Annotated in this window: 14 protein-coding genes and 4 pseudogenes; 11 read left to right on the forward strand and 7 right to left on the reverse strand. The window is 60.7% G+C overall.

Going from position 1 to position 18165, the window contains the following annotated elements; translation table 11 throughout:
• Positions 1-115 precede the first annotated feature (115 nt).
• The 3 genes from HUK73_RS17060 (at position 116) to HUK73_RS17070 (ending at position 2663) form a co-directional block, all read left to right on the forward strand.
• Positions 116-886 carry an SDR family NAD(P)-dependent oxidoreductase gene (locus HUK73_RS17060; protein ID WP_176593209.1) on the forward strand — a complete coding sequence of 257 codons (771 nt, stop codon included), beginning with the start codon at positions 116-118 and terminating at the stop codon, positions 884-886.
• A gap of 122 nt (positions 887-1008) precedes the next feature.
• A complete protein-coding gene (locus HUK73_RS17065; protein ID WP_176593210.1) occupies positions 1009-1857 on the forward strand; it encodes an SDR family oxidoreductase in 849 nt (282 codons plus the stop codon).
• A 68-nt stretch (positions 1858-1925) separates the two neighbouring features.
• The gene (locus HUK73_RS17070) at positions 1926-2663 is read left to right on the forward strand and encodes a 3'(2'),5'-bisphosphate nucleotidase CysQ (protein WP_176593211.1); all 738 of its coding nucleotides are present in this window, start codon (positions 1926-1928) and stop codon (positions 2661-2663) included.
• A gap of 377 nt (positions 2664-3040) precedes the next feature.
• Here the strand turns inward: HUK73_RS17070 and HUK73_RS17075 are convergent.
• Positions 3041-3488: pseudogene (locus HUK73_RS17075) on the reverse strand (IS5 family transposase); the annotation flags it as partial.
• Between HUK73_RS17075 and HUK73_RS17080 the strand changes: the two are divergent.
• On the forward strand, positions 3468-3983 hold the full coding sequence (locus HUK73_RS17080) for an efflux RND transporter permease subunit (RefSeq protein ID WP_255326399.1): 516 nt from the start codon (positions 3468-3470) through the stop codon (positions 3981-3983). The pseudogene HUK73_RS17075 and the gene HUK73_RS17080 sit on opposite strands and share 21 nt — an antisense overlap.
• A gap of 88 nt (positions 3984-4071) precedes the next feature.
• A complete protein-coding gene (locus HUK73_RS26870; RefSeq protein ID WP_255326400.1) occupies positions 4072-4275 on the forward strand; it encodes a hypothetical protein in 204 nt (67 codons plus the stop codon).
• A 42-nt stretch (positions 4276-4317) separates the two neighbouring features.
• On the opposite strand, the pseudogene HUK73_RS27260 reads toward HUK73_RS26870, so the two are convergent.
• The 4 genes and pseudogenes from HUK73_RS27260 to HUK73_RS17095 form a co-directional block, all read right to left on the reverse strand.
• A pseudogene (locus HUK73_RS27260) lies at positions 4318-4440 on the reverse strand (ROK family transcriptional regulator); the annotation flags it as partial.
• A 54-nt stretch (positions 4441-4494) separates the two neighbouring features.
• Positions 4495-4626, reverse strand: coding sequence for a hypothetical protein (locus HUK73_RS26875; protein WP_255326401.1), 132 nt, complete (start codon positions 4624-4626; stop codon positions 4495-4497).
• Between the two features lie 447 nt (positions 4627-5073).
• A pseudogene (locus HUK73_RS17090) lies at positions 5074-5187 on the reverse strand (IS481 family transposase); the annotation flags it as partial.
• A 305-nt stretch (positions 5188-5492) separates the two neighbouring features.
• Positions 5493-6827, reverse strand: a complete 1335-nt coding sequence (locus tag HUK73_RS17095) for an ISNCY family transposase (RefSeq protein WP_176592939.1) — start codon at positions 6825-6827, stop codon at positions 5493-5495.
• A gap of 174 nt (positions 6828-7001) precedes the next feature.
• On the opposite strand from HUK73_RS17095, the pseudogene HUK73_RS17100 reads away from it, so the two are divergent.
• Positions 7002-7208: pseudogene (locus tag HUK73_RS17100) on the forward strand (integrase); the annotation flags it as partial.
• Between the two features lie 108 nt (positions 7209-7316).
• On the opposite strand, the gene HUK73_RS17105 reads toward HUK73_RS17100, so the two are convergent.
• A complete protein-coding gene (locus HUK73_RS17105) occupies positions 7317-8720 on the reverse strand; it encodes an aldehyde dehydrogenase family protein (RefSeq protein ID WP_176593213.1) in 1404 nt (467 codons plus the stop codon).
• A gap of 180 nt (positions 8721-8900) precedes the next feature.
• Positions 8901-9659, reverse strand: a complete 759-nt coding sequence (locus HUK73_RS17110; protein ID WP_176593214.1) for an SDR family NAD(P)-dependent oxidoreductase — start codon at positions 9657-9659, stop codon at positions 8901-8903.
• Positions 9660-10317: 658 nt separating this feature from the next.
• Here HUK73_RS17110 and HUK73_RS17115 point away from each other — a divergent pair.
• The 5 genes from HUK73_RS17115 to HUK73_RS17135 all read left to right on the forward strand — a co-directional run bounded on the left by HUK73_RS17115 (position 10318) and on the right by HUK73_RS17135 (position 17462).
• The gene (locus HUK73_RS17115; RefSeq protein WP_176593215.1) at positions 10318-11184 is read left to right on the forward strand and encodes a cupin domain-containing protein; all 867 of its coding nucleotides are present in this window, start codon (positions 10318-10320) and stop codon (positions 11182-11184) included.
• A 150-nt stretch (positions 11185-11334) separates the two neighbouring features.
• The gene (locus HUK73_RS17120) at positions 11335-13797 is read left to right on the forward strand and encodes a TonB-dependent receptor (protein ID WP_176593216.1); all 2463 of its coding nucleotides are present in this window, start codon (positions 11335-11337) and stop codon (positions 13795-13797) included.
• A 372-nt stretch (positions 13798-14169) separates the two neighbouring features.
• Entirely contained in the window at positions 14170-15660 is a 1491-nt protein-coding gene (locus HUK73_RS17125; RefSeq protein ID WP_176593217.1) for a succinate-semialdehyde dehydrogenase, read from the forward strand.
• Positions 15661-16088: 428 nt separating this feature from the next.
• Positions 16089-16487, forward strand: coding sequence for a nuclear transport factor 2 family protein (locus HUK73_RS17130; protein WP_176593218.1), 399 nt, complete (start codon positions 16089-16091; stop codon positions 16485-16487).
• Positions 16488-16781: 294 nt separating this feature from the next.
• Positions 16782-17462, forward strand: coding sequence for a pyridoxamine 5'-phosphate oxidase family protein (locus HUK73_RS17135; protein WP_176593219.1), 681 nt, complete (start codon positions 16782-16784; stop codon positions 17460-17462).
• Positions 17463-18165: the final 703 nt, after the last annotated feature.

Genomic DNA, 18165 nt, shown 5'->3' on the forward strand with positions numbered 1-18165 from the left:
CCCAGGAGCGACTGCGTCAGGTGGGCACTGCCTGCATGTGACCACCTGACGCCATTTCCTTAAATCCAGTGGCCCCTCCGACCGTTCGCTTCGAGTGCCGCAAGAAAGGATCGATATGAACAGTGATTTTCCCGAAGGCGCGGTGATGGTGTTCGGCGGCAGCGGCGGCATCGGCCAGGGTGTCGCGATCGAGTTCGCCAAGTCGCGCACCGGCGTCGCGGTCTGCTACCGCTCCAAGCAGGACGTCGCTGAAAGGACGGCCGAAGCGATCCGCACGCATGGCGTGAAGGCGTCGATCCATAAGGTCGATGTGCGCGACAAGGCGCAGGTCGAAGCCGCTGTCGCCGAAGCCGCCATGGAGCATGGCCGCGTCCATTCGTTGGTGTGGGGTGCGGGCCCGCTGGTGCCGCAGATCCACATCGTCGAGTGGACGCAGGATCATTATCGCAACGCGATCGACGTCGAGGTGTTCGGCTTCTTCACCGCGTCGCAAGTGCTGATCGAGCATTTCCGGGCGAACGGTGGTGGTTCCTTCGTCCATCTCGGCTCGGCCGGGCATGACTGGTGGCCGGCGATGGACGGGCTTTCGGTTGCGCCCAAGGCAGCGAACGAAGCGCTGATCAAGGGCATCGCCAAGGAAGAGGGCAAGTTCGAGATCCGCGCCAACTCGGTGCTCGTCGGCGTCATCGACGCGGGCATGTTCCACGAACTCACCAGGCAGGGGGTGTTTGACGAGGAATGGGTGAAGGAGACTCACAAGCTGCTCGCACTGAAGCGCTGGGGCCAGCCCGAGGATATCGGCCAGGCTGCAGTCTTCTTCTGCTCGAACCGCGCGCGATATGTGACGGGCCAGACGATCTCGGTCTCTGGCGGCTTTGGCGTCTGATCGAAAGGCGACGGCGACGGAGGGGCGCTGAAGCTGCTGATGCGGTGAAACGACTGGGAAGGCGAGGGCAGCGGCGGCACCGACTGTCGTCAGTCCGTCCGCTGGATTGAAGGAAAACGGAGATGGAAACCAAGAAGGTGGCGGTGGTGACGGGCGCAGCCAGCGGTATCGGACGCGGGCTGGCCAGGATCGCTGATGAGCGTGGTATGCAGGTGGTCATCGCCGACGTTGATGAGGCGGGCCTGGCGAGCCTGGGGGCTGATCTGCACGGCCGGCCGCTTTCGGTGGTGACAGATGTCAGCGACACGGCGAGCGTCGCTGCGCTCGCGCATCGCGTCTTTGGTGAATTTGGCCGAACAGATCTCCTCTTCAACAATGCCGGCCTTCTCTCCGGAGGGCTGAGCTGGAAGATCCCAACAGATCGTTGGCGCCGGATCCTCGATGTTAATGTCATGGGGGTGGTGAACGGCGTAGCGAGCTTCGTGCCGCGCATGATCGAAAGCAATCTGGCGTGCAGGATCGTCAATACGGCATCGATCGGTGGCTTTCTGTCCAGCCCCCTCATCGCGCCTTACACCGCCAGCAAATTCGCCGTGGTGGCGCTCAGCGAAGCGCTTGCGGTCGAGCTCCAGCTTGAGAATTCCAGGGTCGCCGTATCAGTCCTCGCTCCAGGCGCCGTCAGATCGGAAATCTATGCGGACACTCGCGGCGCTGGGTCCGAGGTCTCGGTTGACCGTTCCATCTCGGCAATGCGGGACTTTACCGAGCAAACCGGCATGGAGCCGGAAGACTTCGCACGTTGGGCGTTTGCCGGTATCGACGCCGGCCAATTCTGGTTGATCATGCAACCGGAAATTTATGGGTCGGCTATCGCCGACAGGACGCGCCGAGCGCTCGAAGGCATCAACCCGCTCCCAACCCATTACGGGGGCGCGACCGCCGACCCCGACACAAGCAAGAAGGCTCGGTAGATGGACATACCCATTCACATCGACAGGACGAAGATGGCGGCCGAACTCATCCTCCAGGAGCTGCTGAAGTGACGGACGTCGAACTCGCCCGCCACATCGCGGGGATCGCCGGTCAGATCCTCGTCACGCTCCAGAAGTCGGGCCTCTTCGAAGGTAAGGCGCTGGGCAAGGCGGGGGACCGCGTTGCCAACGCCTTCATCATGGCGGCGCTGGCCGAGCAGCGCCCCGATGATGCCGTACTGTCCGAAGAGGAGAAGGACAATTCCGATCGCCTGAACCGGGAGCGCGTGTGGATCGTCGATCCGCTCGATGGCACCCGCGAATATGGGGAGGAGCGCACCGACTGGGCGGTCCACATCGCGCTTGCCATCAACGGCAAGGCGGAAATCGGCGCAGTCGCGCTGCCCGGTATTCCGCTGACACTCTGCACCGAGCGCAAGCTCGATGCGGCGGCAGCGGAAGGAAAGCTCCGCATGCTTGTCAGCCGCACGCGTCCCGCTGCGGAGGCGGTGGCGGTGGCCGAGAAGCTTGGCGCCGAACTGGTCCCGATGGGATCGGCCGGCGCCAAGGCGATGGCGGTCGTCCGCGGCGAAGCGGAGATCTATCTCCACTCGGGCGGTCAATATGAGTGGGATAGCTGTGCCCCGGTCGCGGTGGCGCAGGCGGCGGGCTTCCACGTCAGCCGCATCGACGGCAGCCCGCTCGTCTATAATCAGGCAGACGTCTATCTGCCCGATCTGCTGATCTGCCCGCTGCAATATGCCGGGCAGGTGCTGGCTAGCATTCAGGAACTGCCCTCCGTTTGACCGGGGAAAGCTCGTTTGACCTGTCTGAGCGGTGCGAGCACGCGGCATCTGAGATGCAACAGCTGCCCGCCCAATACGTCTTTACGAAAGCGCAGGCTCGAGTCTGGCCGGTGGATCCCGCCGGCTCCCGCTAGCATAGCTGCCGTTCGTGAGTGAGGTTTGGAACCCCAAGGCAGCCGTTCATTCAGATTAGACTGCTGATCAAAAGTTTTGTCGCAGCGGCCCCAAATGGTGCCGAATTAATGTGGACGGTAACAGGCGCCGATTGACGCTCGCGCGGACGCCCGCTTAGTCCGGTCAATCAGTCGGCCGAAACGCCAATTTAGAGTCAGGCAGGAAATTCACGGTGACAATCAACGCGCAGGAGATCGTGTCGTCCACGGGAAGCGTTTGCGGACTGCAGCGAGCACATCAACGGCACCGTCCCGATCCTGAATATCGGCGGCGTGAACGAGAATGAAGATCAGGAAGCCGCATGTGTCGGTCAGGATATGGCGCTTCCTGCCTTTCACTTTCTTGCCTGCGTCAAAGCCGGAAATTCCGCCACTTTCAGTGGTTTTGACCGATTGACTGTCAATCACACCGGCACTGGGTGACGCCTCACGCCCCTCGATCTCACGCAGGTTCATGACCAGCACTGTGTTGATCGCGTCGAACCGTCGACACCGGTGGGAAGCATTTGGGCAGCAGGCGCCACACACAACCGCTCGCCGCAATGTAGAGCATCGCGTTCAGAACCTCCCGCATATCGGCGGTACGGCGCCGACCACCTCTCCTCGCTGGCGGAATGAACGGCGCTGTCAAATGCCATTCACCGTCCGTCATATCGCTTGGATGCTGACCGGCGTCACCGTCAGCCAGGCACGGGAAGACATCCGTACCGTCGATGTCGTTGCCCGTTCCGCCGGCAATGACCGGCTCGACCCGGCGCGCATCGGTGATTACACGCTGACGGGCGCCGGCGGCGAGCGCGTGCCGGTCAGTCAGATCGGCAAGCTCGAGGTGCGGATGGAGGATCCGATCCTCCAACGCCGCGACCGCCTGCCGACCATCACCGTGCGGGGCGACATTGCCGACGGTCTTCAGCCACCCGATGTCTCGACCGCGATATTCGATAAGCTGCAGCCGATCATCAGGGAGCTGCCGAGCGAATATCATATCGACACGGCGGGCTCGATCGAGGAGGCCAGCAAGGCCAACGCCGCGCTCGCTCCAATCTTCCCGATCATGATCGTGCTGATGATGATCGTCATCATCCTCCAGGTCCGCAGTCTGCCTGTGACTGCGAAATGCCGATTTCCTGCCGCCATTCGCCGATAAACCAGGGCATGGCTATGCCGACCCCCAGGAACGATGCGCGCTTTTCCGCTGAAAGACATGCAAGCTGACGATCGAGGAACGCCGCCGTTTGATCGAGAACAAAAGCCGGAACCGGGAAATCGACGGGCTGGACATGGCGGTCCAGCACTTCCCCGCGATAGTTGAGCAGGACGAACGTCAGCCGTTCGCGACCGATTTCGACGCCGACCGTAAAACCGCCATCGCCGTTCACCTCATATATTATGGAAGGCTGACCGATGCCGCCCGTCCGTTTGCCGGTGCGCACGACTAGCCGCGATGCTTCCAGCGCATCGACAATTCTGACGGCTGCTTGCGCAGAAAGGCCAGTCGCGTTGGCTATGTCCGTCTTTGATGCGCCGTTGCGCCGTCGGATTGTGGCGAGCGCCAAGCGCTCATTATAACGTCGAACACCATTCAGATTGCTGCTTCTTTGCATGGACCTCGCTTATGCCGCCAATCATGCGATCCGCAACCATACAAATGCGCTTGATCAGCTCAGAAGGAAACATTGTGGCTCGATCTCCGGCAGGCGGGTCTCGAGCTCGGCAATGCGCCGCTTGTAGAAGATGCGCAGCAGACTGCGCCGGCGACGTTCCAGATCGGGGCTGTTGATCTCGCGCATCTGAAAAATGGGCGAGCTCGTGAAATCGGGCGTTGGTCGTTGGGCCAGGATCGGAGCGCGGGGAGCCGGGCGTCCGCCAAGGCTGTCATGCGTGTGGCAGAGACCGGTTCCGGCCAGTCCGATGCAGCCACGCCGACAGTATCTGTCTGCAGCATGGCGCCTAATCCGGCCTGGGGGCGCCGGTTGACAATCATGTCCTCTTCAGACCGGGAAACACGATGTTTGCCAACGCCTCGCCAGGGGCGCTCTTTTGCGCATCCCTGTGGATCGGCCTGGAGACGGGACCCGCTTAGATTTCGGCCAAGCCGCTGGAAGTGAACTAAAAATACTGCGGCGCTGGGGTCCCGATCGGCGCCGGTTCGAACCCCAGCACCATCTCAATTTCGCACGTTATTTCAGATAGTTGCGCTGCGCAAGGACAGGGTTACGCATCGGCGCCGATCCACAGGTTTCGTCGCTGATGCCATAGCGCTTTGCGACGACACTGGCAGACTCGGTAGAACGAGCGATTTCCGCCCGCACAACAGGCGTGGTTCGGGCCTGGGGATGTATCTGCACCATCACAAAACCTCATCAACAAGAGCAGCAAAGCGCCATGCGTGATCCGCAATAGCGCTGCTTACCATGTCCCAATGATGTGTCGCAACCAGACAGCTAGTGCCCGCCCATAAACGGGGTGTTTTTGCGATCTGGTTGGGCTTTGGGCTCGGGCTGGATCAGCATCGACAGCGCATTATGAGTTGGACGGGTCGCTGTTTTGACGCCCGAGGGCAGGATTAAGGGGAGACTGGCACTTCTGCCCGGGCAGTAGACAAGAGGGATCGCCCGGTGGCGTCCGGTGAAGTGTTCTGGGGGTGCGGATCTGACTATGTTGGCTTGAGGCGGGCGAAGATTGCGAGATTGTTGGCGACGACCGACGACCAGACATAGGATTTGAAGTGGTCGATCCCACGCCATGTGCATCGCGTCAGGCCGTAGGCTCGCTTGAGGCACGAGATGCCGGCCTCGATCCCAGCTCGGAAGTTACGCAGCTGGCGATAGATCCATTTGCTCTTGGTCATGTCCTCGATTTTTAGACCGCACTTTTTGTGGAATGCGACGTCGCGCACTCCGATTGCCTTGGCCTGTTTGAGATTGTCACGACTGGCAAAGCCACCGTCGGCAGCTGACTGGCGCGGTGGTTGGCCATACAAGGTTACATGCCGTTCGAGCATGGGCAGAAAGCGTGCCGCATCCGCCGGATTGCCATCCTCTATGACGGCGTCGAGGATCATGCCGCTCTTGCCGGTGGAGAAGTTGAGCTTGTGGCCGTATTGGACATCACGGCCGCCTTTGACGATGATTTCGGCATGCGGTTCAAACAGGCTGACCAACTTGTCGGCCGCCGGTACGCGCTCGCCGGTGAAGACCCGTCGCCGGGTCTGGTCGATGACCCGTTCGATCAGGGGCAGATAGTGTTCGACCTCAAGACGCCAGGCTGCGCTTTCGATGCTCGAGGCAAGGTGCAACGCAAGGCTCCGGAGCGATGCCATCGTGGCCTGGGTGGCATCGATCAAGTCCCGGTACAGCCGGGCTTTCCTGTCCTTGCCCCGACTGTATCGGATCGCCAGCGCCCTTTTCTTGGCGAGCCGCTGGCGATTGCGCCAGGCGACGGCGGTGCCGCCCGGAAGGCTGGCGGCCTGCTTGAGCAAGCGTGTCATGACCCGCACGCTGTCGAACAGCAACGAACTGTCGCTGGGGGCGTGCATCAGCGCCTCGCACACGGTGCTGTCGATCCGCACGGCCATCCCGCGCTCGATCTTTTCCTGCCTGGCATCGCTCAGCAACGCCCGATTGATTTGTTCCCAGGACTCCGCCCTGATCCGACTAATCGTCTTTTGCAGCACCGACTTCTTCGGGCACAATGCCAGGGGCAGCCGGGCGAAGGCGCGAAACGAAGAGGAATCCTCAAGGTGAAAGGCCAGTTCCTCGTAACTCAGCTGGCGATACTGCTTGAGCACGGCGCATCGCAGAACCGATTCCACCGGCAAACCCTGGCGCCCCGTGTCCTTGATGCCAGCCTCGCCAAGATCAGCCGCCACCAGTGTCAGCAGCTCACTGTGTGCCTCGAGCCACCCGGAAATAGCCTTGAGCTCACGTCCGATCTGGTGATCGGCAAACAGATCGAATAGGCTGCTCTGGATGATGCGTTTCTGGCGCATTGTCGGCTCCGGCGTGTGTTGATTATGCCATGATCTCAGTGGTTTGAGCCCAAAGCATAACCGACACCGTCGGGCCTTCAAAGCCCGAATTCCTGGATTAAACGCAATATTTCAATATCTTAGCGTTTATGGGCAGGCACTAGACTAACGCCATCAGGCTGGCGTTGCCGCCGGCAGCTGGGCGGGGTCACCGCCGGCGAAGACCCGGCCGAGGGGACACGCCGCGCCCGCAAGGAGATGACCGTTGCCGAACTGTGCGATTGGCATCTGAGCGAGGCGCGTGCCGACCGCATCCTGGGGCGGCGGAACCGGCCGATCAAGGATGCCTCGCTGGCGATGGACCAGAGCGGTATCAAGACGCATATCAAGCCGCTGCTCGGCAACATCTCCAACCGGACCACCCGGTAGGGGCCGATCACAGCGAGCGGTGGCCAAGCGAGCGGCTAGACCGATTTGATGATTTGGGCCGGAACGGCGGTGAGGAATGGCCTATCGCGCTTCGTTGATGACATGAATCTGGGTGAACTCGTGGAATCCTTCTTCCGCGAATTCGACGCCGATACCGGACTGCTTGGCGCCCCCAAACGGAATCGTCGGGCCGAAATCCAGATGCCTGTTGATCCAGACGGTGCCCGCTTCCATACGGCTGGCGAGATCATAGGCGGCGGAGCGATCGTCCGACCAGATCGAACCGCCGAGCCCCATCGCGGATGCATTGGCGCGAGCAAGCGCATCTTCCGGATCATCGAAACGGATAATCGGAAGAACGGGCCCGAACTGCTCTTCGTCGACCAACCGCGTACCATCCTCGATGTCGCGGACGATCGTTGGACGGATGAATAATCCGGGCCGATCCGGCATTACGCCGCCGGTCACAATGGTGCCGGCGTTTTCGGCATCGTCCAGGAAAGTTTTCACTTTCTCGTATTGTGCCCGGTTCTGAAGGGGGCCGATCTGGGTACCCTGCTTCAGTCCGTCATCAACGACAGTCTCCTCGGCGAGACGGGCAAGTTCGGCGCACAACGCATCGTATACATCCGAATGGGCATAGACCCGCTTGATGGCCAGGCAGACCTGGCCCGCGTTGAGAAATGCGCCCTGGAAGATGCCCGACGCTACCTTCACAGGGTCCGCATCCGGGAGCACGATCGCGGCGTCGTTGCCGCCAAGCTCAAGGGTTACGCGCTTAATCGAGGCGGCGGCGCCGGACATGACCTTGCGGCCCGTTTCGGTTGACCCGGTGAAGCTGATCTTCGCGACGTCGGGATGGCTGGTCAGGCGCGCGCCGAGATCGTTTTGGTCCGTCACGACGTTGACCACGCCCGCGGGGAAAATGTCCGCCATCAATTCGCCAATGCGCAATGTCGCCAGCGGCGTCGTCGGCGCCGGCTTTACCACGAGTGTGTTGCCCGCGAGCAGCGCGAAGGGCAGCTTGAAGGCGAGGATCAGCACCGGGAAGTTCCACGGAATGATCGCACCGACCACGCCCAGCGGGCGGCGCTGCACTTCCACGCGCCGATTGTTGTTGTCCTCCAGCACCCGCACCGGGAGTTCATGCGTCGCCATCTGGCGGATGAAGGCCTCGCTGTAGGCGATTTCAGCCTCGGCTTCTGGCAGCGGCTTGCCCTGTTCCTCTGTCAGCAGGCGGGCCAGCGGGCCGGCATCGGCATGGATCGCGTCGGCAAGGCGCAGGATCGCCTGGCGGCGTTGCTCGATCGGCGTCCGCGCCCACGCGGGAAAGGCGGCCTTGGCGGCGGCGACCGCTTGGTCGAGCTGCGCTTCGGATGCGTGCGGGCAGGACGCCAGCACCTCCTCGGTGGCGGGGTTGATGACGTCCATAGCCCCGGCACCATCGACCAGGCGACCATTGATGAGTAGCTTGTATTCAGGCATGAAATCCTCCTGTGCGCTGGGGCCGAATTCTCGAGGCGGCCCTCTTTCATGTTAATCGCGAAACCCCGCAGAGGGCCACGCGGCGAAGCTTCACGGGGATACGGTCAGGTCGCGCCTGCCTCCATATCACGCCAGAATGGCCACGATCCGAACGTGCCGACAAGGGGGCATCAGTCTGACTCAGGTCGTCGTATACCCGCCGTCCACCGAGATCGCGGCACCGGTCACATAAGAGGCCTGGTTTGAAAGCATCCAGATGACGCTGCCCGCCATTTCCTCGGGCTGTGCCAGCCGACCCATCGGAATTCGCGACTCAAGGAAGGCCTTGGTTTCCGGTGCCGATTCGAAAAGCCCTTCGAGCATCGGGGTCAACACTGTCCCCGGCATGACGCAGTTCACCCGAATGTTGTGCTGTGCGTAGTCGAGCGCAGCGGCGCGCGTCAGCCCCAATACCGCGTGCTTGCTGCTGACGTAATCGGCGGCGCGCGGGAAGGCGACGACGCTGCTCCCCGAGGCGGTGTTTACGATCGACCCGCCACCTGTGCGTAGAAGCTCCCTGATCTCATATTTCATACACAGGAACACGCCCTTCACGTTGACGGCGTAGACCTGCTCAATTTCATCCCAGGTGAGGTCATGGAGATCTTTGCCTACACTGAGGCGGCCGGCGTTGTTGAGCGCGCCGTCCAGCTGTCCGTACCGGGACACCGCAGCGGCAACGAGCGCCTCGACATCGTCTTCCTGCGCCACATCGCACCGCACGAATTGCGCCGTTCCCCCGGCAGCTTCGATCTCATCGACGACGCTGGCCCCGGCTTCTTCGGTGCGGTCCCCCAACGTCAAATTCGCGCCAAGGCTGGCGGCGAGTATCGCGGTCGCACGCCCTATGCCGCTGGCTGTGCCGGTTATAATTACGGACTTGCCGGTGAGATCGATCATCTTTGTCTTCCTTGATTGCCGAAGTCGCTAAGATCGTCGCGGGACACTGCAGCTTTCATTTTCATCGCGACACTCCGAAAAGCGCCGCGCGGATCTAGCTAGAGCACGTCTGCCCCCGCGACCTAGGGCCATTTCGGGCATTTTTGACGGAGCCAGATCAGCCTACCAAGCTTGCCCGAAGATTTCCGCTAAGCGACCTGTCGCCGCTCTGCGCTCGCCTTTCGACAGTCCCCTTGGGACGGTCACCTGGACGATCAACCGCACATCAACGGCAATGCAGATCTCGAACGCTAATACCATTCGCGATTGTTGCGTGCAAATCGCGATACGTCCGTTACCGCGCCTGTCCGACCTCGCCGTGAAAGACCTCGCCAGCATCCGGCCGAAGACGGCGCGGGTAGTCCAAGCAGGGCACCAGAGCGAAGCATGCCCCCGGATTCCTCGGGGTCCCATCTACTGGGAGACTAACGGGGCTAAGGTGCAACGCGCGCCGCGGCAGGCGAAATGGCACCATCGAAAACATAAATCATGGTTCTAGGGCATGGCCCGCTTTTGCATCAATATTGCAACATGGGCTGGCGCCTCTCGTAGCCGCACGGCACTTAAAATCAGTGAAGGCGCAATTCCCAGTGAAGGCGCAATCCAAGGAGGCGAGAATATGGCCACCGGTTCATTGCACGACGTTCAGTCCGGCCCGCGTTATACGGTACACCGCGGTGTCCAGAATCCACCGGCGGACCAATGGGCGCCATTCGACTGGATTGAACCGAGCCTCGGTCGGCAGATCCACGGTGAAGTGACGATAGCCCGACCGGAAGGCACGTCGGGATCGCTGCAGGCCGGCTTCTGGCGGACCGGGCCGACCGCTCCCGGCGCGAATGCGGACGGATCGCACAAGTTTCTCTGTTCCGCGCCGCTTGGCGACGAGCTTGCCTGCGTGATCGACGGCAGCGCGACGCTGACCGTGACCTCCACCGGCCAGAGCTATCGGGTTGGGCCCGGCTCCGTCATCAACCTGCCCAAGGGCCTCGAAGTGCAATGGGAGATCGAGGCGCCGGCCTTCAAGAAATACTGGTGTATCTGGAATGGCACCGAGCCGACCGCAAATCCGCCGCGGGATCTCATGATCAGGCATGTCAGCGACAATCCAGCCGACTGGGACGTGTTTCATTTCGTCGAGCCCAAGGAGGGCGCGCTGGTCGCAGGCGAGTACTACGTCATCAGAGGCGGAGGCTCGACGGGCTCCTTCATGAGCTGCGTATGGCGGTCGGGCAAGGGGATCGCCGGCAGCGTTGTCGATGAAAACGGCACGCTCGTCACGCCCTATACCTGCACGAACGGCGACGAGACCATCCTGCTCCTCGAGGGCGAGGTAGACGTGGTCGAGACCGACAGCGGAAGGACGCAGTCGTTCAAGGCGGGCGACGTGATCGGCCTTTCGTCCGGCCAGCATATCACGTGGACGTCCAAGGGGCCGTTCTGCAAGAAATTGTCGGTCGTCTCCCGCGACGCGCTTCCGGAATAATCATGGCCTTCTGCCGACCGCGGCAATTCGCACGCTGCCGTCAGCACGCAAGGACCTTGGGAAGCGACAAGTACAATGAGGGTGATGGCGACCATATCCTATCAAGAGGTCTTCAGCCGTCTCGAAAATTTATAACAGGGAGTGAGTGGAATGAACATCATTACAAGGTCCGGCCTGCTTGCTTCTGCGGCTGTCGTCTTCACGGTCAGCGCCCCACCAGCCTGGGCACAAGCCGCCGACGCATCGTCCGCCGAGGCAAGCGCGGAATCGACCAGCGACATCATCGTCACGGCCAACAAGCGCAACGAAAACATCAACAAGGTCGGCGCCAGCATCGCAGCGTTCGACACCTCGCTCCTTGAAAAGCGCAACATCGGCAAGGCCGAAGATCTGGTCAAATACGTCCCGGGCATGGCGCTGGCGCCGTCAACCCACGGCACCCCGGTCTACACCCTGCGAGGCATCGGCTACAATGCCGACGCGCTGGGCGTCTATCCGGCGGTCAGCATCTCGATGGATCAAGCGCCGCTGACCTTCCCGGTCCTCGCCGGCCACTCGCTCTACGACCTTGAGCGCGTCGAAGTCCTGAAGGGTCCGCAGGGCACCCTGTTCGGCCAGAATTCGACCGGAGGTGCGATCAACTACGTCGCCGCCAAGCCAACCAAGGATCTCCAGGCCGGCTTTAACCTCGATTATGGCCGCTTTAACGAAATACACGGCAGCGGCTATATCAGCGGGCCGATCAGCGACACCGTGCAGATGCGCCTAGCGTTCGATGCCAAGCATCGCGACGCCTGGCAGTATAATTTTCTCGATCCCTCGCAGAAGAATGGGACAGAGAATTACTTTGCCGGCCGCCTGATTACCGCCTGGCAGGCCAGCGACCGGCTGAAGTTCGCGCTGAATATCAACGGATCGGTCGATCGCTCGCAGCCGCAGGCGCTGCAGCTAATCGCCTCTCTCCCGTCCACTACTTCGGCGCCGACCTTTGCGGAGCTGAATGCGGCGCTCGCGCCGCAAAACCTCCGCGCCGCGAGCTGGTCGACGGTTGCCCGCACCCCCGGTCCGCTGACCGGCGGGCTGCCTTTTCCGCTCAATCCCGCCCCGGGCTACACGCCGGGCTTCCAGTCTATTACGAAGCCCGCCGTGCCGACGGGTGACCGCAACCTGTTCCAGGCCACGCTGCGCGCTGACCTGGACTTGAGTGACAGCATCGCCATCACTTCGATCACCGGCTTCAGCCGGCTGACCCAGAATATGTCGTTCGACCTGGACGGCTCTCCCTATCAATTTGTCGACAATCCCCGCGACGAGGGCAAGATCAGCGACTTTTCGCAAGAACTACGGATCTCCAATGCCGCGGCTCCCGGCCAGCAGTTTCGTTGGACCGTCGGAGGCAATTACAACCACAGCAAGGTGGTTGAATCCCAGGACATTCCCTTCGGTGACAACGGGGTGTCCAATGCGGCAGTCGCCTGGGCTCATATCTCTACCATCGACAGTCGGGGCAAGATGGACAATGTCGCCGCGTTCGCCAACGGTGAATTTGATTTGACCGATCAGATCACGCTGAAAGGGGGCATCCGCTACACCCACTCGGTCAACCACGAGCGGTTGTGCAACAGCGACACTACGCCCGATCAGCGCGCTTCGGTAGCGTTCGGTCTCGGCATAAACAATCCGGGTGCCTGCTTCACGCTCTTCCCGGATTTCTCGAATGGCAAGCCTTACCTGGACCGCCTTTCCGAGGATAACGTCTCGTGGAAGGTGGGTATTGACTTCAAGCCGACGCGTGACCTGCTGTTCTACGCCAACGTTTCGCGGGGCTTCAAGGCGGGCAGCTTCCCGGTACTCACCGCCACCACGACCGACACTTTCAGGCCTGCCAAACAGGAACAGGTCACCTCGTACGAAGGCGGCTTCAAGGCCAAGTTCCTGGGCAACGTGGTACAATGGACCGGAGCGATCTTCTATCAAGACTACCGGGACAAGCAGATCCAGGGCACGTTCGTGGACGTGAACTTCGGCCTGCTCCAGCGCCTCGACAACGTGCCGAAGTCGCATATCTTCGGCGTTGAAACCGACCTTGTGGTCCGGCCCGTGTCTGGCCTCACCCTGACGGGCTCGGCCAGCTACTTAAAGACCAAGGTGGACGAATACACAGCCACCACGGTGTTCGGGAACATCGGCGGTCCGAACCACAATCAGCCGTTCAACTTCGCCGGCAACCGTCTGCCCTTCGCCCCGAGCTGGAGCTTGACCGGAGACGTCGATTACCGGATCGCGACGGGCAATGGTGGATCAGTCTTCGTCGGCGGTTCGGTGAACTATCGCTCTGATGTTGATGCCTATATTGGCGGCAGCATCCTGCGCATTCCCGGCGCGCCCGCTCGGTCGATCAAGCCGTATCCGTTCCGGATCGATGGCTACACCCTGGTCGACGCCCGTATCGGCTACGATTTCCCCGGTGACCGGCTCACCATATCGGCCTGGGGCAAGAACATCTTCAACCAATTCAACGTCCAGAACGTCATCTCGTACAACGATATCATCACGCAGGCCACCGGCATGCCGACCACTTACGGTGTGTCGCTGAAGGTCCGCTTCAAGTAACCCCCGCCTCGGCGCTGACGCGGACGGGCGAAAGCCTGCCGCGCGAGCGTCCTTTCTGGCCGTAAGTCTTACCTGAGCCGACCCTGGCTGGAATCCGCCCATCGTCCCGGCCAGCGAAGGGCATAGGCTTCGAACCATCGGGCAGACAGGCCCGGGCGTAAGCGGACAAAGTCCGTGGCCCTCTTAGTTGTAGCATATAAAAATGCCGGGTGACCACTCAGTGGGGGCCGGTCACGGAATGCATTCAAGCACTTGAGCTGTTGCGAGCGCTTCTCAAAGATTCGTTTTGAACGTCAACTATAATGTCCGCATTCCAGCACCTGAACAAGCTAGCACATCGCTTCGAGTTGATTCTATTGGACGGGTACGCCTATGACGTCGCAAGCAAAGATCGCAAGCCGCCCGCCTAATTTGGCCGACGGCTCACTCCTGCGCAGCGCCTGCTTTATCGCCGGCGCCTGGACGCTGGCTGACAGTGGTGCCACTTTAGCGGTCACAAACCCCGCAACCGGCGAACTGTTGGCGACCGTGCCCGACATGGGGGCGGCCGAAGCCAACCGTGCAATTGCCGCCGCCGACGCTGCTTGGCCAGCTTGGCGTGCGCTGACGGCAAAGGAGCGGGCCGCGCTGCTCCGCAAATGGTTCGATTTGATCGTCGCCAACCAAGAAGACCTTGCAACGATCATGACGGCCGAGCAAGGCAAGCCGCTGGCGGAAAGTCGCGGCGAAATCATGTATGCAGCTTCTTACGTCGAGTGGTTCGCCGAGGAAGGAAAGCGCATCTACGGCGATACCGTTCCCAGCTTCGCCTCCGACCGGCGTATCGTCGTCCTGAAGCAGCCGATTGGAGTCTGCGCTGCCATCACGCCGTGGAACTTCCCTGCGGCAATGATCACCCGGAAGGCTGGCCCGGCGCTGGCCGCCGGTTGCACGATGGTGGTCAAGCCGTCCGAAGAAACGCCGCTTTCGGCCTTGGCGCTTGCGGTGCTGGCCGAGCGGGCGGGCATTCCGGGCGGCGTCTTCTCGGTCTTGACCGGATCGGCGACAGAAATCGGCGGAGTAATAACCTCGAGCCCAATCGTACGAAAGGTGACTTTCACGGGATCGACGGCCGTGGGCAAGAAGATCATCGTGCAGGCGGCATCGACCGTGAAACGCACGTCGATGGAGTTGGGCGGCAACGCGCCTTTCATCGTATTCGACGACGCGGACATCGATGCGGCCGTGAAGGGAGCGCTCGCTTCCAAATACCGCAATGCCGGGCAGACCTGCGTTTGCGCCAATCGACTGTTTGCGCAAGACAAAATCTACGACGCCTTCGTCGCGAAATTGACCGAGGCTGTCAATGGCATGAAGGTGGGGAACGGATTTGAGGCTGGCGTGACCATCGGCCCGCTCATCAACGGCAAGGCGGTCGAGAAGGTCAGCGAGCACGTCTCCGACGCCGTGAGCAAAGGTGCGCGCGTTCTGACCGGCGGCGGACGCCATGCATTGGGACGGACATACTACCTGCCGACGGTTCTGGCCGATGCGACGCCGGACATGCTGATCTTCAGAGAAGAGACCTTCGGTCCCGTCGCGCCAGTTTTTCGCTTCAGCACCGAGAGGGAAGTCGTCAATCTCGCGAATGCCACCGAGTTCGGATTGGCTGCCTATTTCTACGGTCGCGATATCGGACGAATCTTCCGTGTGGCCGAGGCGCTCGAATACGGCATCATCGGCATCAACGAAGGCATCATTTCGAGCGAGGTCGCTCCCTTCGGAGGGATGAAGGAAAGCGGCAATGGGCGAGAGGGATCGAAGTACGGAATCGAGGACTACCTCGAGATCAAATATTTATGCCTGGGCGGAATAGAGTCGTAGTCAGACGAATTAAGGACAGACAGAAGATCTTATGTATTAACAGCATAATGCAATCCGCCCTCTATCGGGCGTATCTCGTTGTATCTGCAAGCATAGTTGCAGGACATATGGTATCGCAGCCATGGGAATTATTTGCGGCGACGATTTGAAGCACCGGAACCACTTTGGCTTGGGGGCTGGGTGGTGACTCATACTCACATGCTTCGCAGCCAGCAGGCTGGGTGAAAACACCGTCTGGCTCCAGAAAATTGTCGCCAATTGGACCTATTGGATCGGGATGCCGACGCATATGATGTTTGCCGAGGCCCACATTCGGGCTCGCATCACTTGCCGTGCTGCCTTGCCGTTCAGGTAAGCCAAGCCAGGACAAGGTACATTAGGTGTTCGACGCCCGCAGTGGCCGTTGATAGCTAACGAGGACGATAGCCATGAACAGACAGATGCATTGGCGCGGTCCAGAGGCCGGGGATTTCAGCGGTGTTCTCTCAGCCCTGCGATCATATTTCGATGGCTTCTACAATTCCGATGCCGACTTGCTGTCGAAGGCGTTTCACGCTTCCGCACACTTGTACTCGGTGGAAAAGGGTGGCCCACGACCTCTCGCGATTGCCTCATATCTCGATATGGTGCGGACCCGCAAGCCGATCGAGATATCCAATCGATTGGAAGAGGTAAGGTCGCTTTCTTTCATCGATCACAATCTGGCCATCGCTCGGGTCATCGTCGAGAACGCCGCCTCCTATTTTGAAGATACGCTTATCTTCGCCAAGGATGCGGCAACCTGGAAGATACTTTCGAAGACTTATGTCACACGGCTCAAGGATTAGCCGTCGCGCTTTCGCTGGCAGTCTTCAACCTGAGAGCCACGAAGGGCAAATCACCAGACTCGATTGGTCATGGGGTGACTGCAGCAGCTAGCTCACCTCCAAAGCGGATCGATGCGCGACCGAGGCGGCCGATGCGTTGTCGAAGCATTGTCGATCAACTGGGAGTGGAGGGCACCGATTTTGACGAAGTGGTTCTTACGTTCAACCGCAGGGCGGGATTAATCTAACGACAAACGCACACGACGTTATGCAGGTCGTGCCAACACTAGATAAACTTCATGGAAGGCGATCGCTATGCAAGACATCACAACTCCCCCGAAGACGGACCGTGTGCGGGCGCGTCGGATGCATGAGCGCGGGAAGTACGACAAGCAGTCGCTTTATGACGTCATCGACGCTGGCTTCCTTTGCCACGTTGGCTATGTGATCGACGGCGCCCCATTCGTTACGCCTACTCTGTATTGGCGCGAGGGGAATTACATCTATTGGCATGGCTCCGCAGCCAGTCGGATGCTGGAATCCGTGGAAGGCCGTCCGGTCTGCATAACGATTTCGCACTTTGATGGCTTCGTGATGGCCCGCTCGGCCTTCAATCACTCGGTAAATTACCGTTCGGTGATGTTGTTGGGCAATGCCGAACTGGTGGCCGAGCCCGATGAGAAGGCCGAAAGCTTGAAGCATTTCCTCGACAGCCTGTTCCCCGGGCGTTGGGATATGATGCGTCCGATGACCGCACAGGAGTTGAAGGCGACGTCCGTGCTGCGGATGGAGATCGACGAAGCGTCGGCCAAGTCGCGATCGGGGCCTCCTGGCGATCAGGAAGACGCCGGTGTTCCGGTCTGGGCCGGCGTCCTGCCGATGTCTTTGATGAGCGGAGTTCCACAACGCGACGTACTCGTTCCGGAAGGTGTGACGGCGCCTGAGCACGTCACGGGCTTTGACGCCAGCCGCCCCTACAAGGGCTCGGCTGACTGATTGGACACTCCCCGGGAAACCGGGGTCAATTTGCCAGCGACCGAGTGGCCCAATTCTGGCAAGCTGCGCGGTCGGCAAAGTCCCTAGAAGGGCTTGTCCGTTGGGTAGGGCGTCACCCATAAAGTGCCGTTGAAATCGTCCGGGGCCGTTGCTGAGCCTCATCGGATGGCCATATCCCTTTCGATCAGCCTGCGGCCGATGCCCTCTCTCAAAGTGTCTCGCGCGGAGATCTGAGAAATGCTCGATAGTCTCGAAGCCGTTATTGCAAAGGTCGAACCCATCTGGCTAGGAGTCGATCCGTTTGATCTTCCGGCTCCGTGCCGTGATAGACAAAGGCATAGCGACAGATCAAGCCGCTACGCAAGCATGTCAGGTCGCTTGTAAGAGCGGCACTCCATCGCGTTGGCCCTATAGGATTTCATCCCATTTGTTCTGTCATCGGGTGTCAGAACTGAGTGGGAAGCTTGCGCTTCTCCCATGACTGTGCCAACCGGTTCCGGTCGTCCCTTCCCCTCTGAATGGCCGGAATGACGCGAAAACCGGCGCGGCCAGAGTAGCGGCGTCCGGCCTCAAAGCATTTCAGAGCGACGCGGGTCGCCAGTTCCGTTCGCCATCTTCCGACAAAGGTCAATCAGCGACGATCGTCGCTGATTGACCTTTAGCGTCGCACGACCAATAAGCGCATCCCACCAATCTCGGCAGC

The organism is Sphingobium sp. EM0848, from assembly GCF_013375555.1.
Classification (GTDB): domain Bacteria; phylum Pseudomonadota; class Alphaproteobacteria; order Sphingomonadales; family Sphingomonadaceae; genus Sphingobium.

What these genes read in the sequence shown, in the direction of transcription:
- HUK73_RS17060 (WP_176593209.1), top strand. Translation starts at nt 116, where the DNA reads ATGAACAGTGATTTTCCCGAAGGCGCGGTGATGGTGTTCGGCGGCAGC.
- HUK73_RS17065 (WP_176593210.1), top strand. Translation starts at nt 1,009, where the DNA reads ATGGAAACCAAGAAGGTGGCGGTGGTGACGGGCGCAGCCAGCGGTATC.
- HUK73_RS17080 (WP_255326399.1), top strand. Translation starts at nt 3,468, where the DNA reads ATGCCATTCACCGTCCGTCATATCGCTTGGATGCTGACCGGCGTCACC.
- HUK73_RS26875 (WP_255326401.1), bottom strand. Translation starts at nt 4,626, where the DNA reads ATGCGCGAGATCAACAGCCCCGATCTGGAACGTCGCCGGCGCAGTCTG.
- HUK73_RS17095 (WP_176592939.1), bottom strand. Translation starts at nt 6,827, where the DNA reads ATGCGCCAGAAACGCATCATCCAGAGCAGCCTATTCGATCTGTTTGCC.
- HUK73_RS17105 (WP_176593213.1), bottom strand. Translation starts at nt 8,720, where the DNA reads ATGCCTGAATACAAGCTACTCATCAATGGTCGCCTGGTCGATGGTGCC.
- HUK73_RS17110 (WP_176593214.1), bottom strand. Translation starts at nt 9,659, where the DNA reads ATGATCGATCTCACCGGCAAGTCCGTAATTATAACCGGCACAGCCAGC.
- HUK73_RS17115 (WP_176593215.1), top strand. Translation starts at nt 10,318, where the DNA reads ATGGCCACCGGTTCATTGCACGACGTTCAGTCCGGCCCGCGTTATACG.
- HUK73_RS17120 (WP_176593216.1), top strand. Translation starts at nt 11,335, where the DNA reads ATGAACATCATTACAAGGTCCGGCCTGCTTGCTTCTGCGGCTGTCGTC.
- HUK73_RS17125 (WP_176593217.1), top strand. Translation starts at nt 14,170, where the DNA reads ATGACGTCGCAAGCAAAGATCGCAAGCCGCCCGCCTAATTTGGCCGAC.
- HUK73_RS17130 (WP_176593218.1), top strand. Translation starts at nt 16,089, where the DNA reads ATGAACAGACAGATGCATTGGCGCGGTCCAGAGGCCGGGGATTTCAGC.
- HUK73_RS17135 (WP_176593219.1), top strand. Translation starts at nt 16,782, where the DNA reads ATGCAAGACATCACAACTCCCCCGAAGACGGACCGTGTGCGGGCGCGT.